The 24,629-nt window shown below is 35.7% G+C and carries 23 protein-coding genes and 1 tRNA gene; 15 read left to right on the top strand and 9 right to left on the bottom strand.

All coding sequences use genetic code 11. The annotated features are described in order from the left end of the window. Positions 1-18: 18 nt before the first annotated feature. The 5 genes from OZP07_RS16945 to udk form a co-directional block, all read right to left on the bottom strand. A complete protein-coding gene (locus tag OZP07_RS16945; RefSeq protein ID WP_281636036.1) occupies positions 19-558 on the bottom strand; it encodes a hypothetical protein in 540 nt (179 codons plus the stop codon). Positions 559-1,041: 483 nt separating this feature from the next. Beyond that, entirely contained in the window at positions 1,042-3,168 is a 2,127-nt protein-coding gene (gene scpA, locus OZP07_RS16940; RefSeq protein WP_281636035.1) for a methylmalonyl-CoA mutase, read from the bottom strand. 77 nt (positions 3,169-3,245) lie between these two features. After that, positions 3,246-4,610: a methylmalonyl-CoA mutase subunit beta gene (locus OZP07_RS16935; RefSeq protein ID WP_281636034.1), complete on the bottom strand. Its 1,365-nt coding sequence runs from the start codon at positions 4,608-4,610 to the stop codon at positions 3,246-3,248. Positions 4,611-4,644: 34 nt separating this feature from the next. Then, entirely contained in the window at positions 4,645-4,968 is a 324-nt protein-coding gene (locus tag OZP07_RS16930) for an FtsB family cell division protein (RefSeq protein ID WP_281636033.1), read from the bottom strand. 112 nt (positions 4,969-5,080) lie between these two features. Beyond that, positions 5,081-5,689 (bottom strand): uridine kinase, encoded by a 609-nt coding sequence (gene udk / locus OZP07_RS16925; RefSeq protein WP_281636032.1) that lies wholly within the window; start codon positions 5,687-5,689, stop codon positions 5,081-5,083. Positions 5,690-6,206: 517 nt separating this feature from the next. Here udk and OZP07_RS16920 point away from each other — a divergent pair. The 6 genes from OZP07_RS16920 to OZP07_RS16895 all read left to right on the top strand — a co-directional run bounded on the left by OZP07_RS16920 (position 6,207) and on the right by OZP07_RS16895 (position 13,176). After that, entirely contained in the window at positions 6,207-7,799 is a 1,593-nt protein-coding gene (locus OZP07_RS16920; RefSeq protein WP_281636031.1) for an MFS transporter, read from the top strand. 225 nt (positions 7,800-8,024) lie between these two features. Beyond that, positions 8,025-9,074, top strand: a complete 1,050-nt coding sequence (locus tag OZP07_RS16915) for an MFS transporter (RefSeq protein ID WP_281636030.1) — start codon at positions 8,025-8,027, stop codon at positions 9,072-9,074. Between the two features lie 368 nt (positions 9,075-9,442). Next, on the top strand, positions 9,443-11,659 hold the full coding sequence (locus tag OZP07_RS16910; RefSeq protein ID WP_281636029.1) for a molybdopterin oxidoreductase family protein: 2,217 nt from the start codon (positions 9,443-9,445) through the stop codon (positions 11,657-11,659). A gap of 16 nt (positions 11,660-11,675) precedes the next feature. Next, complete coding sequence (locus OZP07_RS16905) at positions 11,676-12,245, top strand: 4Fe-4S dicluster domain-containing protein (RefSeq protein ID WP_281636028.1); 570 nt, start codon at positions 11,676-11,678, stop codon at positions 12,243-12,245. Positions 12,246-12,304: 59 nt separating this feature from the next. After that, the gene (locus tag OZP07_RS16900) at positions 12,305-12,820 is read left to right on the top strand and encodes a Rieske (2Fe-2S) protein (RefSeq protein WP_281636027.1); all 516 of its coding nucleotides are present in this window, start codon (positions 12,305-12,307) and stop codon (positions 12,818-12,820) included. 104 nt (positions 12,821-12,924) lie between these two features. Beyond that, positions 12,925-13,176, top strand: a complete 252-nt coding sequence (locus OZP07_RS16895) for a DUF6755 family protein (RefSeq protein WP_281636026.1) — start codon at positions 12,925-12,927, stop codon at positions 13,174-13,176. A gap of 140 nt (positions 13,177-13,316) precedes the next feature. On the opposite strand, the gene OZP07_RS16890 is transcribed toward OZP07_RS16895, so the two are convergent. Then, positions 13,317-13,391: transfer RNA gene (locus tag OZP07_RS16890), tRNA-Pro, on the bottom strand. A gap of 347 nt (positions 13,392-13,738) precedes the next feature. On the opposite strand from OZP07_RS16890, the gene OZP07_RS16885 reads away from it, so the two are divergent. From OZP07_RS16885 to trxB, 9 genes are all read left to right on the top strand, one after another. After that, positions 13,739-14,407, top strand: coding sequence for a MarR family winged helix-turn-helix transcriptional regulator (locus tag OZP07_RS16885; protein ID WP_281636025.1), 669 nt, complete (start codon positions 13,739-13,741; stop codon positions 14,405-14,407). Between the two features lie 38 nt (positions 14,408-14,445). Beyond that, positions 14,446-15,954, top strand: a complete 1,509-nt coding sequence (locus OZP07_RS16880) for a phytoene desaturase family protein (protein ID WP_281636024.1) — start codon at positions 14,446-14,448, stop codon at positions 15,952-15,954. Next, the gene (locus tag OZP07_RS16875; RefSeq protein ID WP_281636023.1) at positions 15,938-16,777 is read left to right on the top strand and encodes a phytoene/squalene synthase family protein; all 840 of its coding nucleotides are present in this window, start codon (positions 15,938-15,940) and stop codon (positions 16,775-16,777) included. Before OZP07_RS16880 ends, OZP07_RS16875 begins: the two co-directional genes overlap by 17 nt. Further along, positions 16,774-17,229: a hypothetical protein gene (locus OZP07_RS16870; RefSeq protein WP_281636022.1), complete on the top strand. Its 456-nt coding sequence runs from the start codon at positions 16,774-16,776 to the stop codon at positions 17,227-17,229. The genes OZP07_RS16875 and OZP07_RS16870 overlap by 4 nt, the downstream gene beginning before the upstream one ends. A 6-nt stretch (positions 17,230-17,235) precedes the next feature. Continuing rightward, positions 17,236-17,706 carry an SRPBCC family protein gene (locus OZP07_RS16865; RefSeq protein ID WP_194640816.1) on the top strand — a complete coding sequence of 157 codons (471 nt, stop codon included), beginning with the start codon at positions 17,236-17,238 and terminating at the stop codon, positions 17,704-17,706. Continuing rightward, complete coding sequence (locus OZP07_RS16860; protein WP_281636021.1) at positions 17,703-18,146, top strand: sterol desaturase family protein; 444 nt, start codon at positions 17,703-17,705, stop codon at positions 18,144-18,146. Before OZP07_RS16865 ends, OZP07_RS16860 begins: the two co-directional genes overlap by 4 nt. 2 nt (positions 18,147-18,148) lie before the next feature. Further along, positions 18,149-18,817 carry a lycopene cyclase domain-containing protein gene (locus tag OZP07_RS16855; protein ID WP_281636020.1) on the top strand — a complete coding sequence of 223 codons (669 nt, stop codon included), beginning with the start codon at positions 18,149-18,151 and terminating at the stop codon, positions 18,815-18,817. A gap of 137 nt (positions 18,818-18,954) precedes the next feature. Then, on the top strand, positions 18,955-20,070 hold the full coding sequence (locus OZP07_RS16850; protein ID WP_281636019.1) for a hypothetical protein: 1,116 nt from the start codon (positions 18,955-18,957) through the stop codon (positions 20,068-20,070). A gap of 110 nt (positions 20,071-20,180) precedes the next feature. Beyond that, positions 20,181-21,131, top strand: a complete 951-nt coding sequence (trxB, locus tag OZP07_RS16845; protein WP_194640820.1) for a thioredoxin-disulfide reductase — start codon at positions 20,181-20,183, stop codon at positions 21,129-21,131. 69 nt (positions 21,132-21,200) lie between these two features. Here the strand turns inward: trxB and OZP07_RS16840 are convergent, their stop codons facing one another. From OZP07_RS16840 to OZP07_RS16830, 3 genes are all read right to left on the bottom strand, one after another. Continuing rightward, the gene (locus OZP07_RS16840; protein WP_281636018.1) at positions 21,201-22,034 is read right to left on the bottom strand and encodes a GIN domain-containing protein; all 834 of its coding nucleotides are present in this window, start codon (positions 22,032-22,034) and stop codon (positions 21,201-21,203) included. Between the two features lie 81 nt (positions 22,035-22,115). After that, positions 22,116-22,856, bottom strand: a complete 741-nt coding sequence (locus OZP07_RS16835) for a head GIN domain-containing protein (protein WP_281636017.1) — start codon at positions 22,854-22,856, stop codon at positions 22,116-22,118. Positions 22,857-22,898: 42 nt separating this feature from the next. Then, positions 22,899-24,629: a PspC domain-containing protein gene (locus OZP07_RS16830; RefSeq protein WP_281636016.1), complete on the bottom strand. Its 1,731-nt coding sequence runs from the start codon at positions 24,627-24,629 to the stop codon at positions 22,899-22,901.

The raw sequence follows: 24,629 nt of genomic DNA, 5'->3' as shown, positions 1-24,629 counted from the left end.
AGAACCGCCTATTAAATTTTAATCTGCATCTGCAATAATGTCACCATTAGGATGTACTTTTAATTTAAGAACTTCATTGTTTTTTTTGAGTTTTAAATTGTACTCTTTTTTTGTAATATCTCCGTTTTGCTGAGTGTAGAGATATTTGTCGTTTACAATCTGCCAGCCGGGATATGCTTTGTAAACGGAATAAATAACTGGAGGGGGAAGCATGGTGTTATTATATTTTTCAACAACACTAGTGAGTTTTCCTTTGCCATCATATGTGGCAGTCAAGATACCTTTTTTCACTTCCAGCATAACAAGATAGCTGTCAAAACCTTCGAAGTCTTTGCCTAAATTATAGGCAATAAATTCACTTTGAAGCTGTCTAATACTTGGGTCTGGATTTTTATCTGGGAGGTAATATGAAAAATCTTTTCCAGCACTTTTGATTACAACTTCGGGAAGATCTATAGTATTTATTGTTCCTTCATTGTTATCTTCAGTCGTTTTATTTTGTGAATAAGAGGGGAGGTGTATTCCAAAAATAAATGCAATAATGATGAGTGTTTTCATAATATTTTTTTTGAATTAAAATTATATCTGAAAATTTGGTTTCAAAACAAATAGTAAGGCTTCTTTAGTATTACTTCCCCTTTTTGTTTTTTAATTTGTTTCTAACGCTGACTTTAAAAGTAATTTAATTATAAAATACTGATTGTTAATCGATTGCTTTAAATTTGTTAATTTGTAAAGGCCTTTTATTCAGATTGATACTTCTAAATTTTAATGATAAAGCTATATATCCCAGTTTTTTGCATTATTTTATTAAAGTAAGATTATTTGGGATTAAAAAAGGGTACTGAAATTCGCGAGACAGATTTTGTTTGAATCTTTTTTTTGGATTTACTATCTAGTTTAAGTCTTTATTATATCCAGTAGTCCGATAGTATTTATTCAAGAGCAGATGTAAAAAGTAACGGCACAAAAGAAGCGGTAAGACTCAAAAGTTTAACTTTTAAATTTCACCGCTTCTTTTGTGCCGCTTTGGCAAAAAAATTAATCAATCAGAATTTCTAATATTTGTATGGCAGCTTCACTGATTTTGGTTCCAGGTCCAAAAACTGCAACAGCACCTGCGTCAAATAAAAACTGGTAATCCTGAGCTGGGATTACTCCGCCAACGATGACCATAATATCTTCTCTGCCGTATTTTTTTAATTCTTCGATTACCTGTGGTACTAATGTTTTATGTCCTGCCGCCAGTGAAGATACTCCAAGAATATGCACATCGTTTTCAACGGCTTGTTTGGCGGCTTCGGCAGGAGTTTGAAATAGTGGACCAATATCGACATCAAAACCTACATCGGCATAGCCAGTTGCAACTACTTTGGCACCTCGATCATGACCGTCCTGCCCCATTTTGGCAATCATTATTCTTGGGCGGCGGCCTTCCTGCTTGGCAAAGCTGTCTGCCAGCTGTTTTGCTTTTTCAAAGCTTTTATCGTCTTTCATTTCTTTGCTGTATACACCTCTAAAAGATTTAATCTGCGCTTTATATCTTCCGAAAACAGTTTCCAAAGCATCACTGATTTCTCCCAATGTACAGCGGTTTCTGGCAGCTTCAATTGCAATTTCCAATAAATTTCCCTGACCAGTTTGTGCACAGCTGGTTAATTTTTGTAGTGAAGCTTGAACTTTGCTAGAATCCCTGCATGCTTTTATTCTGCTTAATTGTTCTATTTGCTGCAGGCGTACCATTTGATTGTCTACATCTAGAATCTGTAATGGGTCTTCCTTTTCTAATCGGTATTTGTTAACACCTACAATTATATCCTGCCCGCTGTCTATTCGGGCCTGTTTACGGGCTGCTGCTGCTTCAATCCGGATTTTAGGGATTCCAGTTTCAATAGCTTTGGTCATTCCGCCTAATTCTTCCACTTCTTCAATGAGTTTCCAGGCTTTTTCTACAATTTCATTAGTTAAGCTTTCAATATAGTAGCTTCCTGCCCAAGGGTCTACTGTTTTGGTGATTTTAGTTTCTTCCTGCAGATAGATTTGGGTATTTCGGGCTATTCGGGCTGAGAAGTCTGTAGGTAAAGCTATTGCTTCGTCCAGAGCATTGGTATGTAAAGACTGTGTTCCTCCAAAAACTGCTGCCGTTGCTTCTATACAGGTACGGGCTACATTATTAAACGGATCTTGTTCTGTTAAACTCCAGCCGGATGTTTGGCAATGGGTTCTTAGTGCTAATGATTTTTCATCTTTTGGATTAAACTGTTTTAGAAGTTTTGCCCAAATCATCCTTCCTGCTCTCATCTTGGCAATTTCCATGAAATGGTTCATCCCGATCGCCCAGAAAAAGGACAAGCGTGGAGCAAAATCATCTATTTTCATTCCTGCTGCCAATCCTGTTCTAATGTATTCTAATCCATCGGCGAGTGTGTAAGCCAATTCAATATCAGCAGTAGCTCCAGCTTCCTGCATATGATACCCGGAGATGGAAATAGAATTGAATTTTGGCATTTTATCGCTTGCAAATTCAAATATATCAGCAATGATTTTCATTGAAGGTGCTGGCGGGTAGATGTAAGTATTACGTACCATAAATTCTTTCAGGATATCATTTTGAATAGTTCCCGAAAGCTGTTCTGGCTTTACTCCCTGTTCTTCTGCAGCAACAATATAAAAAGCCATAATTGGCAGTACAGCACCATTCATCGTCATAGAAACAGACATCTCATGAAGCGGAATCTGATCAAATAATATTTTCATGTCTTCAACAGAGTCAATAGCTACTCCGGCTTTTCCAACATCGCCCACTACACGCTCATGATCAGAATCATATCCTCTATGTGTCGGCAGATCAAAAGCGATGGAAAGTCCTTTTTGTCCTGCGGCAAGATTTCTTCTGTAAAATGCATTGCTTTCCTGTGCCGTAGAAAATCCTGCATACTGACGGATTGTCCAAGGTTTTCGAACATACATTGAAGTATAAGGACCGCGCAGATATGGTGCAAAGCCTGCAGCAAAATCAAGATGCTCGAGAGTTTCTATGTCTTTTTCAGAATAAGTCTTTTTAAGCTCAATTCCTTCGGCCGTAAGAAAGCTTTCAGCTGGCAGTTTGTTTTCTGCGGGCTGAAAATCGTTTTGGAGTGATATATGCTGTAAATCTTTTCTTTTCATTTGTCTGGTCATTAATCTTTTTAGTTAATACCAAATTGATTCTGTCGTTTACTAAAGACTGAGTTACTGCAGTCTGATTACTCTTCCGAAAGCCTTTCCTGTTCCATTTTTTCTGCCAATCGTTTTTCAATGATAGGTGTAATCAATGTTTTTCGGGGTTTGATTTTTACAAAAGGAAACAATTCTAAATCGTGTTTCATTTTGTCATTCTTGTTAGGATATTTATTGGTTCCCAATAATGTTTCTTTGCCGGAATCAAAGAGAGCTTGTTCTGCATCAGCACTTTCTTGTATTTTTCTTTTGATTACACCTTCGTTCAATAGCTTTAGGAAACCGCCTTTAGTTTCAATATCTTTAAATAATAATAATGCTTTTTCTGCTAATTGATTCGTTAAACTTTCGATATAATAACTGCCCTCCGCAGGATTATCTACTTTGTCAAAATAACTTTCATTTTTTAAAAGCAGCAGTTGATTTCTTGCAATTCTGCCGCCAAATTCATTGTCTTTGTGATATAATGAATCATACGGCAGATTGGCAACTGCATCGGCTCCGCCAAGAATTGCACTCATGCATTCCGTCGTTGTACGAAGCATATTGACATTATAATCGTAAATGGTTTTATTGCGCTTAGATGGAGTGACAAGAATATGACAGTTTAATTTGTGCTCATATTCTTGAGCTATTTTTTTAAACAGTATTCGGAATGCCCGAAGTTTTGCAATTTCAAAGAAATAATTGCTTCCTACTGAAATTTGAAAAACAATAGGTTTGTTAATGGTATCTATTCTGTTAAAATATTCATTAGCATGGGCAAGGCTGTATGCAATCTGCTGTACAATATTGGCTCCTGCATTCTGATACAAACCACTGTTGATGCTGATAAGTGAAAGAGATGCAGTTTCTTTGGCAATTATATTTAGTGTTTCAAAATTATTTTTTTCTTGCGTTGCGTACCAATTTCCGTCTTTGGCTAATTGGCCAATCGGGTCTAAAAGACAATAGACAGCTGCTTTTTTTTCTTTTACAAAAGCATCAATCCTTTTGACGAAATCGATTGAAATAAATCGGAAACGAAAGTAAACAGCAATTTTTTCTAAAGGAAGTCTTTCCAATAGTTTTATGATGTTTATGTTTGAATCTGGAATTGTAAAACGAAGGCTTTCAGCTCCGCGGCTGATGGAGTCCAAAGCTTTTTCAATTGATTTATCAAGATCAAAAACAAAGATATTTTGGCAGATTTTGAATTGAGAGGCTTTTGTTGAAACCGAATATTTTTTTGCAGTATCTTCTTTATCATAAAATGGCTTAACCTTGATGTCTTCAGTAGAATTCCAGATTAAGGTTTGATTATAATCGGCTCCGTTGAGTTCAAACTGAATTTTCTGTTTCCAAAGTTTTGCTGAAACCGGACTGAAATCATCGAATAAATTCTTTGCCATTTTTGCTTGTAATTAGATTTAATACGCGGTAGGGTTATTTTTTTTTAACAGTATCACTATCAAATTGAATGATATAAATGTCTTCACTATCTTTTTTCATATAGTATTTTTCACGGGCATATTTCTCTATCTGCAAAGGATTTTTTAACTGTTTGATTTTTTCTTCATCTTTCTTGATTTCTCCCTCATAATAAGTTGCATTATCTTCGAGTTCATCAATTTGTTTATTTAAAAATCGATGTTCAAAATAAGAGTAATTATCTAGAAAAACCATCCAGACTAAAAATGATAACGAGACCCAAACGTATTTGTTGCTTAAAATTTTAAACCAATAGCTGTTTTTAAAAGGGTTTTTCATCGGGTTGTTTGCCTAATTTTAATAGAAAATTGAGATTTTGTTTTGCATCGCTTTGTTTTACAGGAAAGCAAAGATCTGTTGCGTTTTATATGCCTATAAAATTACAATAAAATTATAAAATACGCTGATTAATTACTGCGCGGACTACGTCGATTGCTACAGTATTAAATCTGTCATTTGGAATAATTATGTCAGCAAAAGCTTTTGTCGGTTCTATGAATTGCTCATGCATTGGTTTTAAGGTATGCTGGTAGCGGTTTAGAACTTCATTCATGTCTCTTCCGCGCTCGGCAATATCTCTTTTTAAACGTCGGATTAAGCGTTCATCCGAATCGGCATGTACATATATCTTAATGTCAAAAAGCTTTCTCAATTCAGGGTTTGTCAGAATTAGAATTCCTTCTACAATCATTACTTTTCGTGGGTGAGTAATTACAACATCATCAGTTCTGTTGTGCTGTACAAAAGAATAGACCGGCTGGTTTATGATGTTTCCTGCTTTTAATTCTTTGAGATGGGCTACTAATAATTCAAAATCAATAGCTCTTGGGTGATCAAAATTGATGTTAGAACGATCCTCATAACTTAAATCATGTGTCTCTTTATAGTAGGAGTCCTGAGATATAATCCCCACTTCAGCTTCTGGCAGTTCATTCATGATTTGATGTACTACTGTTGTTTTTCCTGACCCCGTTCCTCCTGCGATTCCTATAATGAGCATATTAATTTTTGTTTGTTTAGAATGCAAAAATAGAAATAATTCTGTTGATAAAATATAATTTTAATGAAGCTGCACGGCATTCGCTTTTAAAAGTTTCTGACACGAATTACACTAATTTGCATGAATTAAGATTGCTGTTTAATTACACAAAATATTCGAAACTGTAAAAAGTTATAAAATTTGATTTCAATTTTGATAAGAATTAGTGTTAATTGGTGAAATTCGTGTTTATTTTTTTTTAAATGCGAATGCCGTGATGAAGCTGGATTTTGGTTTTATCAGTAGTTAATAAGTTGTGTCCTGTCGTCATTATTAAACAGCTTTTTGTTGGATTCAGAGGCTTATAAATTAAAGGATTTTTGATGTTGTAATTTATTTAATTCAACTGATAAATATCATATTTTAATGTTTTATTGTCTTTTAATTTTACATCAGCAAATAAAGGACTTATTTGTCTTATTTTTCGATAGATTAGTAATTACTGCTAAAGTTAAATTCTGAAATAAAAAATATAGTTATGAAAACGTGGTTAGACAAATGGGAACCAGAAAACGATGAATTCTGGAAAAATACAGGAAGCAAAATTGCATGGAAAACATTGACAATTACAACTTTGTCATTGATATTTTCTTTCGCCTCATGGTTTATGATGAGCGTAATAGCGGTGAAATTACCAGGGCTGGGTTTTCCTTTTTCTAAAGATCAGCTTTTTTGGCTGGTGGCTATACCAGGTTTGGCTGCAGGTTTCCTAAGGATTATCCACACATTTATCTTGCCAATTTATGGAACAAGACACGTTGTGACCGTAGCTACTTTATTGAAACTCATCCCGGTAGTCGGTATCGGATTTGCGGTGATGGATACCAATACTCCGTTTTGGGTATTTGTTCTTTTGGCTATTACCAGTGGTTTTGGCGGCGGTGATTTTTCATCCTTTATGCCTAGTACCAGTTTGTTTTTTCCAAAAAGATTAAAAGGGACGGCTTTGGGAATCCAAGCGGGAATTGGGAATTTTGGAGTTAGTTTAGCACAGTTTATTACACCGATTATTTTGAGTGTTAGTATTTACGGAACTACTTCGGTATTTACAAGCATCGATGTTAAGGAAACAAAGAATGTTTTAAAAGATTCAACAGTTGAAAAACAAAATGAAGTTTTTGCAGCCTTGGATGACAAATCACAAAATAAAATTCTGGCTGCTGTAAAGAAACCAGTATTAGATTCGGTTACTGCGGTAACGAAATCAAATGAAAATTTCAAGATTTTTTCTGCATTGCCACTCAATGAGAAATCTAAAGCGATTGCCAATGCAAACCCTAAATTGGCCGAAAAAATATTAAACAAAATTAGTCCCGAAAATGAGGCGGTTACGCATAAGGAAATCTACATTCAATCGGCTGCATTCTGGTACATTGGTTTTCTTTTGGTTTTGGGCGTAATCAGCTGGTTCTTTTTGAAAAGCATTCCAATGCAGGCTTCCATAAAAGAACAGATGGATATTTTCAAAAACAAACACACTTGGTTCTGCACCATAACTTATGTGATGACTTTTGGAACATTCGCTGGTCTGTCTGCAGCTTTTCCATTGATGATTAAATTCTTGTATGGTGATTTTCCAAATGCACCAGATCCTTTGGTATATGCTTTTTATGGTCCGCTGATTGGTTCTGCGAGCAGGGTTTGTTTTGGTTTTGTGGCCGATAAAGTAGGAGGGGCTATATTGACAACTATAACCGGAATCGGAATTTTGACTGGTGCAGTTATTTTGGTCACACAAGGATTGGTTTCTCCAACGAGTATGGATCAGTTTCCAATGTTTGTCGCAGTGATACTAGCTATGTTTTTCTTTACAGGAGTTGGAAATGCAGGTACTTTTAGACAGTTTCCTATCATATTTTCAGAGAATCAGCGTCAAGCTGCTGGAGTGATTGGATGGACTGCTGCAATTGCCGCTTTTGGACCTTTTATTTTTTCAAAACTAATTGGAAACAACATTACAGCAAACGGAACTGTAAATCAGTTCTTTATTGGTCTGATTCTTTTCACTATCTTAGCTACTTCTGTAAATTGGTGGTTTTATAACCGCAAAGGATGTGAGAAACCAAGCTAAGCTTTTAGGAATTTATTTTTAATGGTATAAATAAAAGTCAGCGTAATATTAATTAAAGAATACTGCGTTGACTTTAGATATTGTAACATATTTTAATTGATTTGTGTTTTCAAAACTACTTAAGTATTTTTACTTAGTAATTCTTTTGCTAATTTTACAACAAAAATAAAACGGTCTTTTTTAACTGATTTTACGAAGTTTAAAACCGTATTAAATTTTAGATTTATGAAAAACAAAACCTATAACACCAAAGCTTTACTGATTGCAACCGGGCTCTCGATCTTTATGATTGCCCTAGTGTTTTATGGGTCAAGAAAACTGCAGAATTTTGACGCAGCATTGGTAACTTATTTATTTGGGACGGTGTTTGCTTTCTTTGGGATTGTATATCGCTATACTGTTTGGCTACAACGGCCACCGACTTGGATTTACTTTAAAAGAGGAATTACATATTTGGTGACCGGAAAAGTGTTTTCGCATTTTTGGTTTGCCACCAAAGAATCGGTGGAGAATATTGCGTTTCAGAAGTTTATTTATCCAAGGGGAAAATACCGCTGGGTGGCGCATTTTATGATTGCTGTGGGCTGTACTTCGGCATTTTTGATTACGATACCGCTTACTTTTGGGTGGATTAATTTTGCGATGGCCCCGAATTCCATTTCGGTGTATGAAGCGTATTTTTTCGGGTTTAAGGTGATGGATTTCAATTTGGATTCGATTACCGCTTTTTTGACCTTTCATGCGTTGAACTGGTCTTCGTATTTGGTTATTTTTGGATCATTATATTATTTAAGAAGACGTTTGACAAACCCTGGATTGATTGCCACTCAGTCTTTTGAAGGAGATTTGTTACCGCTTATTTTATTGATAGCCATTTCGGTTACGGGATTGGGATTGACGTATTCGTATCAGTTCATGAAAGGTTTTGCTTTTGATTTCCTGGCGGTTTTGCATGCGGTTACGGTGATAATGTTCTTGATTTGGATTCCGTTCGGGAAGTTTTTCCATATCATTCAGCGTCCGGCTCAAATCGGGGCTCATATTTACAAGAAACAGGGAATGAAAATGGGTATGGCGGTTTGTCCGCATACGGGCGAGGAGTTTGCCACTAAACTGCACATTCAGGATTTGAAAACGGTTACGGAAGAATTGGGTTTTGATTTTACCCACGAAGACGGAACATCGCATTTGGATTTGAGCCCTGAAGGGAAAAGATCCCGACTGGCAATGGCGCATTTGAAAGCAAGACAGCAGGGGGGGAATTTGTTTGGATAATGTTTGAGGTTAGAAAAAAGAGGTTAGAGGATAGAAGTTAGAAAAAATAGAATAGATTTAAGTAGGCAGGTTGTGAGAGGGAGAATGTGTTAAAAGAACGAAATGTTTTTGATTGAAAACCTGATGTTGATTTGCGACCGCGTGAGGGATAGAAGCTGGCTACCGAAGTAGCGCGGATAGCCCGACCGCAATAGAAAAAGGGGCGAATAAAGACCCTGTTAAATCAGCCCCTTTTTCTATTGTGGTCACGCCCAAAGGATGATGATTTTAGATTGCAGATTGCTTCGCCTGTTCGCCTTTCAGGCTCGGGTAACTATTTTTGATTTAAGATTTTAGAAAAAGAGAACATACATTTATAAAAATATAAAATGGCAAAATTACCTGTAGCAGAGGAGAATATAGTAAAGCATTTTGGGCCGACCCTGAATTATGCGCCAAAGGACGGATATGTGGGAAGGGACGAGCCGGATGAGGCCGTGAAAACGCATTGTTGTTTTTGCGGGATGCAGTGCGGGATTCAATTGTTGGTGAAAGATAATACGGTGGTGGGGTTTGAGCCTTGGATGGAATTTCCTTTTAATGAGGGAAGGCTTTGTCCAAAAGGGGTTCAGCGTTATCTGCAGAATAACCACCCTGACCGATTGATGTCTCCTTTGAAAAACGTTCCGGGACAGGGATTTGCGCCTATTTCCTGGGATGATGCGATGGATAAAACGGTTTCGGAAATTAAAAGGATTCAGGAGAAATACGGGAATGATGCGTTCTCGATGTTGTCTGGGGTTTCATTGACGAATGAGAAAAGTTATTTGGTTGGGAAGTTTGCACGTGTGGCCTTGAAAACTAAAAACCTTGATTATAACGGACGTTTGTGCATGGTGAGTGCAGGTGCGGGAAACAAAAAAGCGTTTGGACTGGACAGGGGCTCAAATAATTATTCGGACTTGGAATATGCCGAAGTGATTATTGTGGCTGGAGCGAATATCAGCGAGACTTTTCCAACGTTGACGCACTGGATTTGGAAAGCCCGTGACCGCGGTGCCAAAATTATTGTGGTGGATCCAAGGATGATTCCGCTGGCGCGAACTGCCGATATTCATTTGGACGTACGTCCTGGGACTGATTCAGCTTTGTATGGCGCGATTTTGAAATACCTAGTGGATCACGATATGCTGGATCATGATTTTATAGATAATTATACTTCAGGATTTCAGGAAACGATTGATGCCGTTAAGGATTACACCTTGGAATGGGCAGAGGAAGTGACCGGAATTGACAAAAATAAAATACGCGAAACAGCCGAATTATGGGGCAGAGCCAAAACGAGTTTCTTGCTTCACGCCCGCGGAATTGAGCACCACTCAAAAGGAGTGGACAATGTTTTGGGTTGTATCAATTTGGTATTGGCAACCGGAAGAATAGGAAAGCCGTATTGCGGTTACGCAACGATTACCGGCCAGGGAAATGGTCAGGGCGGTAGGGAACACGGTCATAAATGTGATCAGTTACCCGGAAACAGGGATATTGAAAATCCTGAACACCGTAAGTATATTTCGGAAGTTTGGGGAATCAACGAGAAAGATTTGCCGGGGAAAGGGCTTTCGGCCTACGAAATAATCGAAGCTATTCACCGTGGGGAAATTAAGGGATTGATTTCTATTTGTTTCAATCCGTTAGTGTCTTTACCGAACAGTAATTATGTTCGTGAGGCTTTGGAAAAACTGGAATATTATGTATGTATAGACTTTTTCCTGAATGAAACCGCACGCCATGCCGATATTGTATTGGCTGGTTCTTTGCAGGAAGAAGAGGAAGGTACCACCACATCGGCAGAGGGTCGAGTGATTCGAATTCGTCAGGCGGTAACGCCTCCGGGAATGGCAAGAACCGATACTTCGATTATTTTGGAATTGGCCAAGCGTTTGGGTGTGAAGGATAAATTTACATATGAAAATAGTGAAGCTATTTTCAACGAATTGCGCGTGGCTTCTAAAGGCGGAACGGCAGATTACTACGGAATCACCTATAAGCGAATTGAGGATAATATGGGAATGTTTTGGCCATGTCCAAGTGAAGACCATCCGGGAACGCCAAGGTTATGGGAAGACAGAAAGTTTAAGACTCCTGACGGGAAAGCACATTTTAATCCTGCGCCTTACAAGCTTCCGGGCGAAGTGACCGATGCGGATTATCCCGTGATTTTGACAACGGGCCGTGTCGTATCACAATATTTGAGCGGTACACAAACACGAAGAATAGGCAAGCTGGTTGACCAATATCCTGAACCGTTATTGGAAATTCACCCTAAACTGGCACAGCAATACGGAATCAAACAAAGAGAATTAATAAAGGTTTCCACCCGAAGAGGAGAAGGGATTTTTCCCGCGAATATTGTGGAAACCATTCGGGAGGATACCGTTTTTATACCGTACCACTGGTCGGGTAAAAAATCGGCCAATCAGTTAACGCCGGGAACATTGGATCCTATTTCCAAAATACCGGAGTTTAAAGTATGTGCCTGTCACTTGGAACCGCTTAAGGAAATTGCGCCTCCGTCTAAAGAATCAACGGCGTATGCAAGTATTTAATCTATAAAAAGGAAAAATGAATTATACGAGTTTCAATAAAAACGAGGAATTTTTTGTAGATATGCAGCGCTGCATTGGCTGTAAAGCCTGTGAAATGGCTTGCGCCGAATGTGAGACTAACGGTCAGGAATCTTTAATCAGCGTCAATTATGTAGATAGGGCTTCAACGGTGCAGACGACCGTTCAGGTGTGTATGCACTGCGACGATCCCGTATGTGCGAATGTATGTCCCGCCGATGCGATTTCCAAAGACGAGCACGGAATCGTGCATACCGCAAATACTGAAAGATGTATTGGTTGTTCGAATTGTGTCTTGGCCTGTCCTTTTGGTGTGCCAAAAAAAGAAGAGTCCTATGATTTGATGATGAAGTGTACAATGTGTTACGACAGAACCAGCATTGGCAAAAAACCAATGTGTGCAACGGTTTGTCCAAGTGGTGCCTTGTTTTTTGGTACAAGAACCGAAATCGAGGAAATGCGTCCTAACAGTACACCGGTTAATACTTTTATTTTTGGAAAAGAAATTGTCAATACCAAAGTCAACATCATGATGCCGAAAGGAAGCAATGAGTTAATTATATACTAGGAATTAAGAATGTCAAACATTAAACTCTTAAACCTTTAAACTTTTCACACCATATAAAAATGTCAAAAGAAGATAATTTAAATAAAAACTGGAAGAAAGATTTTCCAGTACTCAAACAACAGGCGACTAATGTAAGCCGTCGTGATTTTGCCAAGTTCCTGACTCTGGTTTCGGGCGGACTGATGGTAGGCAGCGGACTCGTTGCCGCCAAAGCCTATCTGCTTCCGAAAGAAGAAGTCGAGGGCGAGCATTTTGTATGCAGGAAAGATGAAGTTCCAGTAGGCGGAACCCGCGGTTTTGTGATCGAGGGAAGCACTATTCCTTATATTCTGATTCATCTGGAAAATGGCGACTTCAAGGCCTATGAGCAAAAATGTACACACTTATCATGTTCCGTATTTTACAAACCAGGCACTGGAATTATTCATTGTCCTTGTCATGAAGGCTCATTTGATGCTAAAACAGGAGATGTTTTGGGCGGGCCGCCACCAAGAGCATTGCCAAGCCTGGAAGTTTTTTTTAAAGAAAATGATATTTATGTAAAAGCTTCCCATCAGGAAGAACACGAAGTTTAAAAATTATGAACCATTAAGAAATTAAGAATCATTAAGCTAAAACTTAACTTTGCTTAATTCTTTAATGGTAAAAAAATAAAATGTTTTGCCAAAACCCAATAGCCATGAGTACTTTTAGAACAAGTCAGAATCAAGCGAACCCAAATAAACTGAACAACATACTTTCAACTTTGATATTCATATTAATTTTGAATGTCACAATCCAGATTTGGCTGTTGTATGCCTCGCTGAACAATGCTTTGGAAAATAATAAAGAAATTTTAATTCCGGCATTTGTTGCTTCTTTGGTGCTGTTTTTAATAGGCTTCAGCTGGCTGTATTATCTGCCTTCAGGAAATAAGCCACAGCAAAAATAGAGGAGTTAAAAGCTTTTATTTTATAACAATCCCGGTTGAACAGCTGGGATTTTTTATTATTATTTGTCTTGTTTTTTTGGTAACTATCAGGTTTTAAATTTTTCCACAAAAAAAGCCGAACATTGCTGTTCGGCTTTTTGTCGGGGTGGCAGGATTCGAACCTGCGGCCTCCTGCTCCCAAAGCAGGCGCGATAACCGGGCTACGCTACACCCCGTATTGCGAGTGCAAATATAGTGTTTATTTCTGCTTTTCAAAGCAAAATAGTAAAATAAATTTAAAATTTATTTTTAATAAAAAAGCTGCGTATATAAAAATCTTCAATGTAGCTTTTAAGGAGTGATATTTCAATGATTTAATTATTTATTTGTAATTAAATAGTGTATGTATATACTATTTTGAATTGAAATAATAATTTTAATTCAAAAAATAGTATATTTGTATTCTATATTTAAAATGGAAGTATGATTTTTGACTTTTGTTATTAAAACAATTTACTCCTGTGTTTTAATTACAGCTAATGCCAAATAGGAGTTATTTTGCAATTTAATTACATTATTTTTTATGAATTATAATTTACTCAAGGATGTTGTAGGGCTGGTACAGGAGTTTGAAGAGGCAAGTATTTCCAGTAATCTATATACTGATGACCTAAAAGGGTTTAAGGATTGGATTTGTCGAAGATGCGAAAATGATATAAAGAACCAGGAACCATACTGGGAAGGAAAAGAAAACGGAAGAAGTCCGGAAAGTGTCATCAATACCTTGATTGTGCATATGAACAGGTATGCAAAATCATATTCCAAGTCAGCGATTTATGGTTCTGAATTTTCGACTCAAGAAGATTTCATTTATCTAATTAATCTAAAAGCTTTTGGTTCGATGTCGAAAATGGAATTGATTAAAAAGAATATTCAAGACAAACCCACAGGCATGAAAGTGATAGACCGATTGATTCAGAAAGACTGGGTTGATCAGGTTGATTCTGAATTTGATAAAAGAAGTAAAGTGATAACCATTACAGATAATGGCAGGATGGCTTTGGAAAAGCAAATGGATAAAATCAGGCAGGCTACTAATGTTGTAACTGGAGATCTGAGCAGTATTGAAAAGCTGCAGTTAATTAGTCTGCTCCAAAAATTGGATCATTTTCATAAGCCTTTGTATCATAATAATTCGGATTCCTCCCAGCTATTGAATATCGCATACGATGCCTATTTAAAAGCAATTTAGCGATAAAAAACAGGTTATTAAGAATTAGAAAAGAAACTATGGATAAATCAAATGCAAAAAAAACTATTGCAGTAATTGGTGCTGGTTTTTCGGGTCTTTCGGCAGCGGCATATCTTGCCAAAGCTGGTCATAATGTTCATATTTTCGAAAAACATGACCAACCTGGAGGCAGAGCCAGACAATTTACTACCGATAATGGTTTTACTTTTGATATGGGACCGAGCTGGTATTGGATGCCGGATATTATAGAAAGTTTTTTTAACGATTTTGATTGCAAGGCTTCTGATTTTTTTGAATTGGTAGCCCTGAATCCTCAATTCGAAATGATTTTTTCAGATATGAAAATGGCTGTTCCCGAATCTTTTCAGGAGATGAAAGCTTTGTTTGAAAGTTTAGAAAAAGGGGCTGGCGGAAAATTGGAACGTTTTATGAATGCCGCACAGTATAAATACGAGGTTGGCATGAAGGATTTTGTTCAAAAGCCCTGTCACAACTGGATGGAATTTATATCTCCTAAAATTGCTTCGAGTGCATTAAAATTGGATTTGCTCACTAATTTTAGGTCGTATGTAGCTAAGAATTTTAAAAATCAAAAGCTGAGAACATTAATGGAATTTCCCGTAATATTTCTTGGGGCTTCGCCAAAGGATATTCCAGCTTTGTACAGTTTGATGAATTATGGAGGCTATAAACTAGGGACATGGTATCCGATGGGAGGTTTTTACCAATTGGTTTTGGCAATGCAGAAAGTTGCTGAGTCACAAGGTGCTTTTATTCATTTTAATCGGACGGTAGATAAGATTATTACCGAGAAAGGTAAAGTCAGCTCGCTGCTTATCAATGGCAAAAATTATGAATTTGATGCGGTAGTGGCTTCATCAGATTACCATCACACCGAAACATTACTTGAGGAAGACGAACGAAATTATTCTGAATCGTATTGGAAGAAAAGAACTTTTGCTCCTTCATGCTTGATTTATTATTTAGGGTTCAAAGATAAAATACCGAATCTAAGACATCATACATTGTTTTTTGAAAATGATCTGGATATCCATATTGATGCTATTTATGGAGATAAAAGATGGCCTGAAAAACCATTGTTTTATGCCTGCTGTCCATCAAAAACTGATCCAGATGTGGCACCGGCGGAAGGAGAAAACCTTTTTTTACTGATGCCTTTGGCTATCGGAATAGATGACGCCGAATCCAAGAGAGAAGAATATTTGGCAGCAATGATTCAGCGTGTCGAAAGCCTTACAGGAACTCAAAATCTGCAGTCTAAAATAGTGTACAAAAAAAGCTATTGCGTGTCTGATTTTGCCAGTGATTATAATGCATATGGAGGCAATGCGTATGGATTAGCCAATACGCTTTCACAAACCGCAGTTTTGAAGCCAAAAATTAAGAACAAAAAAATACAGAATTTATTTTATACGGGACAATTAACGGTGCCAGGACCTGGTGTTCCACCTTCTATTATATCTGGAAAAATCGTAGCAACAGAAGTAAATCAATTAAAAAGGCATAAAGATGAAAAAGTTATTTGATGAATTGTCCTATGAGGTAAGCAAAAAGACAACTAAAAAGTACAGCACCAGTTTTTCTCTCGGGATTTTGGCACTGAAACCGTCAATCAGGCCTGCGATTTATGCCATTTATGGTTTTGTCAGATTGGCAGATGAGATAGTGGATAGTTTTCATGATTTTGATAAGAAAACACTTTTGATGAGGTTCAAGAAAGAAACTCAGGTTGCTTTATATGAAAAAATATCGCTCAACCCAATTCTGCAGTCATTCCAGGACACTGTGCATAAATATCAGATAGATTACAGCCTGATCAATCAATTTTTGCATAGTATGGAAATGGATTTGGAAAAGATGGATTACAATTCCGATTTGTATAAAGAATATATTTATGGTTCTGCAGAAGTAGTAGGTTTGATGTGTCTTCAGGTTTTTACCAATGGAAATAAAGAGAAATATGAAGAACTGAAGCCATCTGCAATGAAACTGGGTTCTGCTTTTCAAAAGGTGAATTTTTTACGTGATCTGAACGAAGATTATAGGACTTTGGGGCGAACCTATTTTCCTAATATTGACATGAATGTTTTTGATAATAAAGTAAAAAAAGCAATCGAAAGTGAAATTGAAATCGAGTTCAAAGAAGCTCTGACAGGTATTAAAATGCTGCCTGCTACTTCAAAATTTGGCGTTTATTTAGCCTATCGTTATTATTTGTCTTTGTTTAAAAAAATAAAAAGAACCGCTGCCGAGAATATTCTGCAGGAGCGCATCCGTATTCCAAATTTTCAAAAAATGAACGTAATGATGCGCAGTTATGTTCGTTATAAAATTGAGTTTTTAGGATGAAAACGATAATGCTGTATAGTGTTTTTTTAATTTTTGCCATCAATAGTTTTGCCTTTTCTATGGATTTGGATTACATTAGAAATCATTATGGGCAGGCGGCATCTGATAAAAAAATATGCAGAGAGATGATAACGGAGTTAGAGAAAACACCCCTTACTAGTGTACATTTAGCTTATTTGGGGGCATTACAGACAATTTGGGCAAATCATGTTGTCAATCCGTTTTCCAAATTGAGTACTTTCAGTAAAGGAAAAGCAGCAATTGTAGATGCAGTTAAAAAAGACAGCAATAATTTTGAAATCCGATTGGTCCGATTATCGGTACAAAAAAATTGTCCTGCTTTTTTAGGATACAATAAAAACATTCAGGAGGATGAAGAATTTTTGAAGAAAAATAAAGAGCAGATTAATTCAACAGCTGTTTTAAATCTGTTAGATTCTGTTTTAAAATAAATACAAATGATATATCAATTATATAGAGAACAACAGCTTTGCTGCGATTTGTCTGAAGCTTGGACTTTTTTTTCCAATCCGGACAATCTTTCGGAGATTACACCAAAGAATATGGGATTTGTTGTGCTTACCAAAAATGCTGGTGATATTATTTACGAAGGAATGGAAATTGATTATACGGTTTCGCCATTATTAGGAATTCCGATGAAATGGAAAACTCATATTCTGCAGGTAGATTTTCAAAAAAGCTTTACCGATTTTCAGGCAAAAGGACCTTACAAGCTTTGGAATCATCACCATGAATTTATTCTTAATGCTGATGGGGTCTTGATGAAAGATACTGTCGACTATGAATTGCCTTTTGGTATTTTGGGCCAGATTGCTCATTATTTATTTGTCAAAAAAAAGCTTAACGAAATCTTTGATTATCGGTTTCAATATTTAAATAAAAAATTTAATCAAAATCAGGTGAAATGATAAATTTTCTAATCGTACTAGCAGTATTTATTAGCATGGAAGGCGCAACTTGGCTTATCCATAAGTACGTTATGCATGGTTTTTTATGGATTTTGCACAAGGATCATCATGATCACAGCAGCGAAAGCGCATTCGAGAAAAACGATTATTTCTTTGTCATTTTTGCATTGCCGGCGATTGCATTAATGTATTTTGGTTCACTCGCAGATTTTAATTATTTGTTTTATATTGGTTTCTCAATAACTTTTTACGGGATGGCCTATTTTTTTGTGCATGATATTTTTATTCATCAAAGGATAAAAGTATTGCGAAATACTAAAAACATGTATTTTTTGGCACTTCGCAGGGCACACAAACAGCATCATAAACATTTAGGCAAAATGGATGGTGAGTGTTTTGGATTTTTATATGTTCCTAAAAAATATTTCAAAACAAAATAGCAATGAAGCCGTATACTTATTTACTAATTCTTTTTTTTACAGTTTTTGTATGTTTTATTGCTTCTTTTGATAAAAGATTAGGATTCAATAAACATTTTGGAGCATTTCTAAAATCAGCGGTTATAGTTGGGATCCCTTTTATTTTATGGGATGTTTGGTTTACGGCTCATGGTGTTTGGTGGTTCAATTTTGATTACACTTGCGGGATTGTCATTACAGGTTTACCTCTTGAAGAATGGTTGTTTTTTATCTGTATTCCGTTTTCGTGTCTATTTACTTATTTCTGCATAAACAAGTTTTTTAAATTGGATTGGTTGGTAGGTTTTAATAATATGATTGTCTTTGTAAGCATCATTGTTTGCAGTCTTATTGCTTTGTTGCATTCAGACAAAGCTTATACTTTTGTAACAGCTATTGTTACTGTTTTTACATTAGTTTATCTCCATTTTTTTGTTCGTGCTCCTTGGATTTCTCAAGCTTCTATGGTGTATTTGATTCTAATGCTCGGTTTTTTTCCTGTAAACGGAATATTGACAGGTACAGGATTGGAATCTCCAATTGTGAATTATAATCCTAATGAATTCTTAGGTATTCGAATGCTCACTATTCCCATTGAAGATGCGGTTTATGGCTATAGTCAGTTTTTATGGATTGTTTATTTCTTTAAATAATTATTTTCGGATTATTTTGTTTAAAACGGGTTGTAAATTCTTTAGTAGAATTATTTTAGTGAGATAAATAAACTATAATTTAGCATCAAATTAATGCTTTTAAAAGCTAAGTAAGTTTTTATATAAATTGGTATTGATTGAAAAATATAAAAACTAAAAAAAATCTAATGAAAAAAACCTTGTTTGTTTACTTAATAGTTTGGAGTATAAATGTTTCCGCACAAGAGATGACTTGTGAAGAAAAAGCAAATAAATTTTTAATTGAAAAGATTAAAGGATTTCAGTCGAATGATTTAATTCCTTATTATTCTAAAAAAGAAGGTAAATGGGGCTATTTTCATCGAGTGACTAAAAGGAAAATCACCGAACCTGTAATGAAGGATGCTTTCTTTTTTCATCCTTATATAAATCTATATTATAGTTTAGAAACTGATGGGAAAGAAAATGGTTGTAACGGTAAAATTTTGGGTAGTAAAGAGAACTATCGTGTTGAGAATTTAGAATCTAGCGGTTATCAGATATTTGAGAGTTCAGGTTCTTGGGATAAAGAAACTAAAAAATCATATAAAAGTATGATTAAAGATGATTTACCTGGTTTTGAGGTTGATGCTGGAGGAAATTTAACTTATTTTAATTCCAAATACTACAATAATAGTAAAGAGGAACCCAATATTCTTGATGTTATTACTTTAAAAAATAAATATTATGCTATTGTTGCGAACCGATCAGCAGATAACTCATCCTCTACATATAGTGTTATTGATCAAAATGGAAAACCTTTTTCCAACTTTGAAAACCTTCCAAAGTACCCACATAGAAAACAAATATATTCTAGCGACGAAGATGTGTGGTTTCTTATGGAGACTGGTAAAGACCAATATGTTTTTAAATCATTATTGAAAGGTGAATACATAGAAGAAACTTTTGTTAGTTCTTCAAACTGGGAAAATGACGCACAGTCAATTGGATATGCTATAATGGATTGTGAAGGAAAAAAATCTGGAGTTTTTGATTTGGTTACAATGAAGTGGAAAATAAAACCAGCTGTTAAAAATGATTTTCTGTATTTGAATTATTCATCTTTAGAGCCACTTTTGTACAATTATAATAAAGGTGAAAATTCATATAACCCAGCTATTGAAGTTCCAGTTGATATGATAAACAAAAACAGAGAAATTACGAATATTTATATTCAAACTTCAAAAGACACATTTTATGATTTGGATTTAAAGTTATATAAACTCGGGAAATGATATATTATGTTTTATTTATCTATTTTAAGATAATAAATAGTGATAATTCTTATCTAGTTTTCCAATAATAAAAACTTATTTTTGTGCTGTTTTAAAAAAAGAAATATACTATGTCAGATACAATCGAAAAAATAAAATGTCTTATTATAGGTTCTGGACCTGCAGGTTATACTGCAGCAATTTATGCCGCCAGAGCCAATATGAATCCAGTATTATACCAAGGAATGCAGCCAGGTGGTCAATTGACTACAACTAACGAAGTAGAAAATTTTCCAGGTTATGTAGATGGTGTCACCGGTCCGGAAATGATGGTGCAGCTACAGCAGCAGGCACAGCGTTTTGGTGCAGATATCCGTGATGGATGGGCTACTAAAGTTGAATTTAACGCTGGTGGAGTTCACAAAGTTTGGATCAATGATAAAATAGAATTGCATTGTGAAACAGTAATTATTTCTACAGGAGCATCAGCTAAATATTTAGGATTAGATTCGGAACAGCATTATTTGAAAATGGGCGGCGGTGTTTCTGCTTGCGCTGTCTGCGACGGATTCTTTTACAGAAACCAAGAAGTAGTTATTGTTGGAGCAGGAGATTCAGCTTGTGAAGAAGCACATTATTTATCTAAATTATGTTCGAAAGTGACAATGCTTGTTCGCAGCGATAAATTTAGAGCATCAAAAATTATGGAAGAGCGTGTCCGCAAAACTGAAAACATTTCTATTTTGATGAACCACGATACAGTTGAAATTTTAGGTGATGGAAATGTGGTAACTGGCGTGAAAGCAAAAAACAAAACAACGGGAGATATTTTTGATATTCCTGCGACAGGTTTCTTTGCAGCTATTGGTCATAAACCCAATACGGATATTTTTAAAGAGTATCTTACCCTTGATGAAACAGGATATATTATTAATACTCCAGGAACTTCAAAAACGAATGTTGAAGGAGTTTTTGTGGCTGGAGATGCTGCAGACCATGTATACCGTCAGGCGATTACTGCTGCAGGAACAGGCTGTATGGCAGCTTTGGATGCTGAAAGATATTTAGCTGCAAAACATTAAGAAAATGTTTGAAAATATAAAAGTCCCAATTTTTTAAACTGGGACTTTTTTTATGCGGATAGGTTGAGTTTATTTCGCTTTTTTAATTAATTGGGCTTCGCCTAAAAACTTGCGCACTTCAATTCTTGGTGTACCCAATAAATATATTCTGGATGAACCATTTGCATCAACTATAAGACTTGTATCTGCTCTTAAATTACTCACTGCCGAAGCTTCCGTAGTAATATCAGCGTTGTGAACTGTAAAATTAACTCCAGTAAATACGCTGTTATTGTCTTGACGCAAAATTGCATTGGTACTTTCTCCCTCAATTATGGCTGTCGTTTTTTGATACATATCTAATGCAAGATCAGTCGAGTTAATTAATGCTTTAAGCTGAGCCGTTTTGCTCAATTGAATCTTGGATTTTTCCGCCTTTAAATTCAGTTCGACTTTTGATTTATCGTCAGAAATCAAACCGAAGATTTTAGAATTTACATTTAAATATAATTTGGCAAAATCTAATGATTTAAAAGTAATATCATCAAGCTGAACTGCTTCAAGCGCATTTATAATAGAAACATTTTTAGCGGTCACCGATTTTAAATCATTGGTGTATTTAATTCTTAATGAAAGTTTTTTAAAAGTGCTGATTTCTTTGGTTGTATAAATGCGAAGTGTTTTTTCCTTGATGTCAAATGAAATGACATCTTGAAGATTGTCATCTGCTTCAATCTTTATTTCGTTTTTGGCTCCCTTTTCCAAGAAAACAGTAAGGTTGTCTTCAATTTCCAAAGCGGTAAATTCGCTAATTTCTTTTGGTTTTTCAATGACTGTTTTAGAACCTTTTATTTTTTCTTTATTTTGACCAATAGCCAGAGTTGTTGTCAATAGAAAAAAAACAACAAGATGTGAATATTTCATTTTATACGTTTTGGGTTAGATGCAAATATAAAAAAATCACCCATTTTTGATGGATGATTTTTTAATTTTAATGCTGGAATATTATTCCTCATGTACGCTTCCTCCTGAGTTTTCTTCTTTTTGAATCGATTTTGGAGTTCTCTTGTAAGCGATGCTTCCGCCGCTTGATGCTTCTGCTTTTAAATTTACAATTGGCGAAACTGTTATTGATGAACCGCTCGAAGCACTGGCACTCACTTCATTTGCCAGTAACTCACCAGCATTTAGAACTGAACCGCTGGAAGAAGATGTTTCCAGATGGATTGCTTTTCCATTAATGTTTTGATTGCTGGCACTGCTGCTTGTTAATTGAACAGTTTCATATTCTACAGTTGCACTAATGGATCCTGCACTCGATGAGGTCAGACTTAAACTGTTTCCTTTTAATGTGCTGTTGGCATTTATTGTTGAAGCTGATGAAGCTTCAAGTCCTTCTATAACTGGCATTTTTACAGTTATTCTTTTGGAAGAGACATTTACAAAGCTGCCAATTTTACAGGAAATGATTAATACTCCATTTTCTATTTTTGTCGTAATTTCTTTTTGTAGATTATCATCGGCTTCGACAGTTATTTCTGTTTTGTCCGATTGTTCAATAACTAGATCCAAAGCATTGCTTACTTCTACATTTTTGAAATCTCCTGTCACAGGTCTTTTTTCGGTGGTAACATGACCGCTTCCTTTTATAGACCGCAGTTCGCTTATCTGATTGCAAGATCCAAAAAATAATGCTATTAATGTAATAACAATAAATTTGGTAATTAATGTGATGATTTTTAGCATGACTATTCGGTTTTAAATTAAATTAGAATGCTTTTAGTAATCTTATTCAGTTTTGATGATAATGCCATCTTTATTAATTTTCAATTCCTTGAAATTCTTTTTGGTTTTAACAACAGTGTCACTTTCAACTGTAACTCCATTTTCATTAATGGTTATGTTGCTTTCGTGGCTGTTTTCATTATCTGAGTCATCGTCTTCATTATCACGGTTAGGACAAGTAAGGCATTTTATTTTGTTTTCCCCAACTCTGTATATTCCATTGTCTTCTGGATACCAGTAAAAGAAATCATCATCAGTTTTGTCATAATGAGCCATAGAATCGTCTGGTTTTATTAGCGTGCCCACAGGCAGGAACAAAGTTATTTCGATTTCTTGGTCACGGAATTTATTTTTAGCATCAGTGATCAGATAATTATCAAAAATCAATTGGCTGCCTACAATTTTATAACTGTATCTTATGGCATCTGCTCTTTTTTTAGCTTCAGATAATGATGTTCCTTTAGCTTCTTTTTCAATCTGGATATAACCATATTTTTCATCTGATTTTTCTATTCGGATCCGAACTTCATTAGAGTAAATAATGTCGTTGTTTAATGAATCTTTGGTAATCATGAATTCGTGGCGGTCGTTTACATCTTTAGCAAAATAATCATTATGCTTGAATTTAACAGATATTGTATCAGTTGGTTTAAAACTGATTTTTTCTTTAAGAACCGTTCTGCCGTTTACAGCAAATGCAGTAGCTTGTTTAATACCAATTGAGATAGCAATTGAAACAGCAATTAACCAAAGTGCCAGTAAAGTATATTTTACAATATTCCCAACTGATTTCATATTAGGTGCTAATAATTTAAAACCTAATAATGTCATGAAAAAGAACGGAATTCCTACTGCAAAGAACATCAGTAATCCAAAAGACCATACAGGATAATCGGTAAAGTTACCAGCTTCCACAAAACTCTGCCAAGGGAAATCCATTGAAACGCTGGTTCCCAAAGTAAATACTCCAATTAAAAGAAGCACTAACATTGTTAAGCCTGCCATGATTAAAATGACTCCTAAAAATTTAGCAAAAATTTTGAAAACTGTCATTATGAAATCGCTGAAAGAGTTTCCCAATTTCTCAGCTCCTGTTTTTATCTGGTTGCCATATTTGTCGTAATCACCATTTTTGAATTTACCAGAAACATTTTCAAATTCCTCACGAACTTTTTTTTCGATGTTTGAAATGGTAACAGGTTCTCCGGTCATTTCAAGTTTTTCTGAAGTTGTTATCGCTTCAGGCATTACAATCCAAAGAATGATATAAGCTAAAACTCCCGTCCCCCATGCTAAAACTAATACCAAAAGAAAGATACGAAGCCAAACTTTGTCTATTCCAAAATAGTGTCCAAGTCCTGCCAAAACTCCTCCAATCATTCCGTTGTCTTTATCACGGTATAGTTTTCTGGTACTGCTGGGTGCTGTATAATTATTGTAATTATTATTGCTGTTATTAGTAGAATCTTCTTCAATGATGTAATCTTCTGGCTGTCCCATTACAGCAATAACTTCGTCAACTTCTCTAAGGGTAACTACGTGTTTTTCAGTTTTTTGTTTCTCAGTCAGTAATTCCGAAACTCTCATTTCGATGTCCTTGATGATTTCTTCCTGGCCAGATGATTTTGAAAGAGATCTCTTTATGGCGTCAAAATAACGGGTTAACTTTTGGTATGCATCTTCATCTATATGGAAGAACATTCCTCCTAAATTTATATTTACAGTTTTGTTCAT

The organism is Flavobacterium marginilacus (assembly GCF_026870155.1).
GTDB classification, from domain to species: domain Bacteria; phylum Bacteroidota; class Bacteroidia; order Flavobacteriales; family Flavobacteriaceae; genus Flavobacterium; species Flavobacterium marginilacus.
This window is presented reverse-complemented; position numbering and strand designations above follow the sequence as displayed.

Bases quoted from the DNA above. Each gene is read 5' to 3' on its own strand.
- OZP07_RS16920 (WP_281636031.1), top strand. From the start codon at position 6,207: ATGAAAACGTGGTTAGACAAATGGGAACCAGAAAACGATGAATTCTGG.
- OZP07_RS16915 (WP_281636030.1), top strand. From the start codon at position 8,025: ATGAAAAACAAAACCTATAACACCAAAGCTTTACTGATTGCAACCGGG.
- OZP07_RS16870 (WP_281636022.1), top strand. From the start codon at position 16,774: ATGAAAACGATAATGCTGTATAGTGTTTTTTTAATTTTTGCCATCAAT.
- OZP07_RS16855 (WP_281636020.1), top strand. From the start codon at position 18,149: ATGAAGCCGTATACTTATTTACTAATTCTTTTTTTTACAGTTTTTGTA.
- scpA (WP_281636035.1), bottom strand. From the start codon at position 3,168: ATGAAAAGAAAAGATTTACAGCATATATCACTCCAAAACGATTTTCAG.
- OZP07_RS16875 (WP_281636023.1), top strand. From the start codon at position 15,938: ATGAAAAAGTTATTTGATGAATTGTCCTATGAGGTAAGCAAAAAGACA.
- OZP07_RS16860 (WP_281636021.1), top strand. From the start codon at position 17,703: ATGATAAATTTTCTAATCGTACTAGCAGTATTTATTAGCATGGAAGGC.
- OZP07_RS16895 (WP_281636026.1), top strand. From the start codon at position 12,925: ATGAGTACTTTTAGAACAAGTCAGAATCAAGCGAACCCAAATAAACTG.
- OZP07_RS16935 (WP_281636034.1), bottom strand. From the start codon at position 4,610: ATGGCAAAGAATTTATTCGATGATTTCAGTCCGGTTTCAGCAAAACTT.
- OZP07_RS16835 (WP_281636017.1), bottom strand. From the start codon at position 22,856: ATGCTAAAAATCATCACATTAATTACCAAATTTATTGTTATTACATTA.
- OZP07_RS16910 (WP_281636029.1), top strand. From the start codon at position 9,443: ATGGCAAAATTACCTGTAGCAGAGGAGAATATAGTAAAGCATTTTGGG.
- OZP07_RS16880 (WP_281636024.1), top strand. From the start codon at position 14,446: ATGGATAAATCAAATGCAAAAAAAACTATTGCAGTAATTGGTGCTGGT.
- OZP07_RS16905 (WP_281636028.1), top strand. From the start codon at position 11,676: ATGAATTATACGAGTTTCAATAAAAACGAGGAATTTTTTGTAGATATG.
- trxB (WP_194640820.1), top strand. From the start codon at position 20,181: ATGTCAGATACAATCGAAAAAATAAAATGTCTTATTATAGGTTCTGGA.
- udk (WP_281636032.1), bottom strand. From the start codon at position 5,689: ATGCTCATTATAGGAATCGCAGGAGGAACGGGGTCAGGAAAAACAACA.
- OZP07_RS16930 (WP_281636033.1), bottom strand. From the start codon at position 4,968: ATGAAAAACCCTTTTAAAAACAGCTATTGGTTTAAAATTTTAAGCAAC.
- OZP07_RS16830 (WP_281636016.1), bottom strand. From the start codon at position 24,629: ATGAACAAAACTGTAAATATAAATTTAGGAGGAATGTTCTTCCATATA.
- OZP07_RS16945 (WP_281636036.1), bottom strand. From the start codon at position 558: ATGAAAACACTCATCATTATTGCATTTATTTTTGGAATACACCTCCCC.
- OZP07_RS16865 (WP_194640816.1), top strand. From the start codon at position 17,236: ATGATATATCAATTATATAGAGAACAACAGCTTTGCTGCGATTTGTCT.
- OZP07_RS16840 (WP_281636018.1), bottom strand. From the start codon at position 22,034: ATGAAATATTCACATCTTGTTGTTTTTTTTCTATTGACAACAACTCTG.
- OZP07_RS16885 (WP_281636025.1), top strand. From the start codon at position 13,739: ATGAATTATAATTTACTCAAGGATGTTGTAGGGCTGGTACAGGAGTTT.
- OZP07_RS16900 (WP_281636027.1), top strand. From the start codon at position 12,305: ATGTCAAAAGAAGATAATTTAAATAAAAACTGGAAGAAAGATTTTCCA.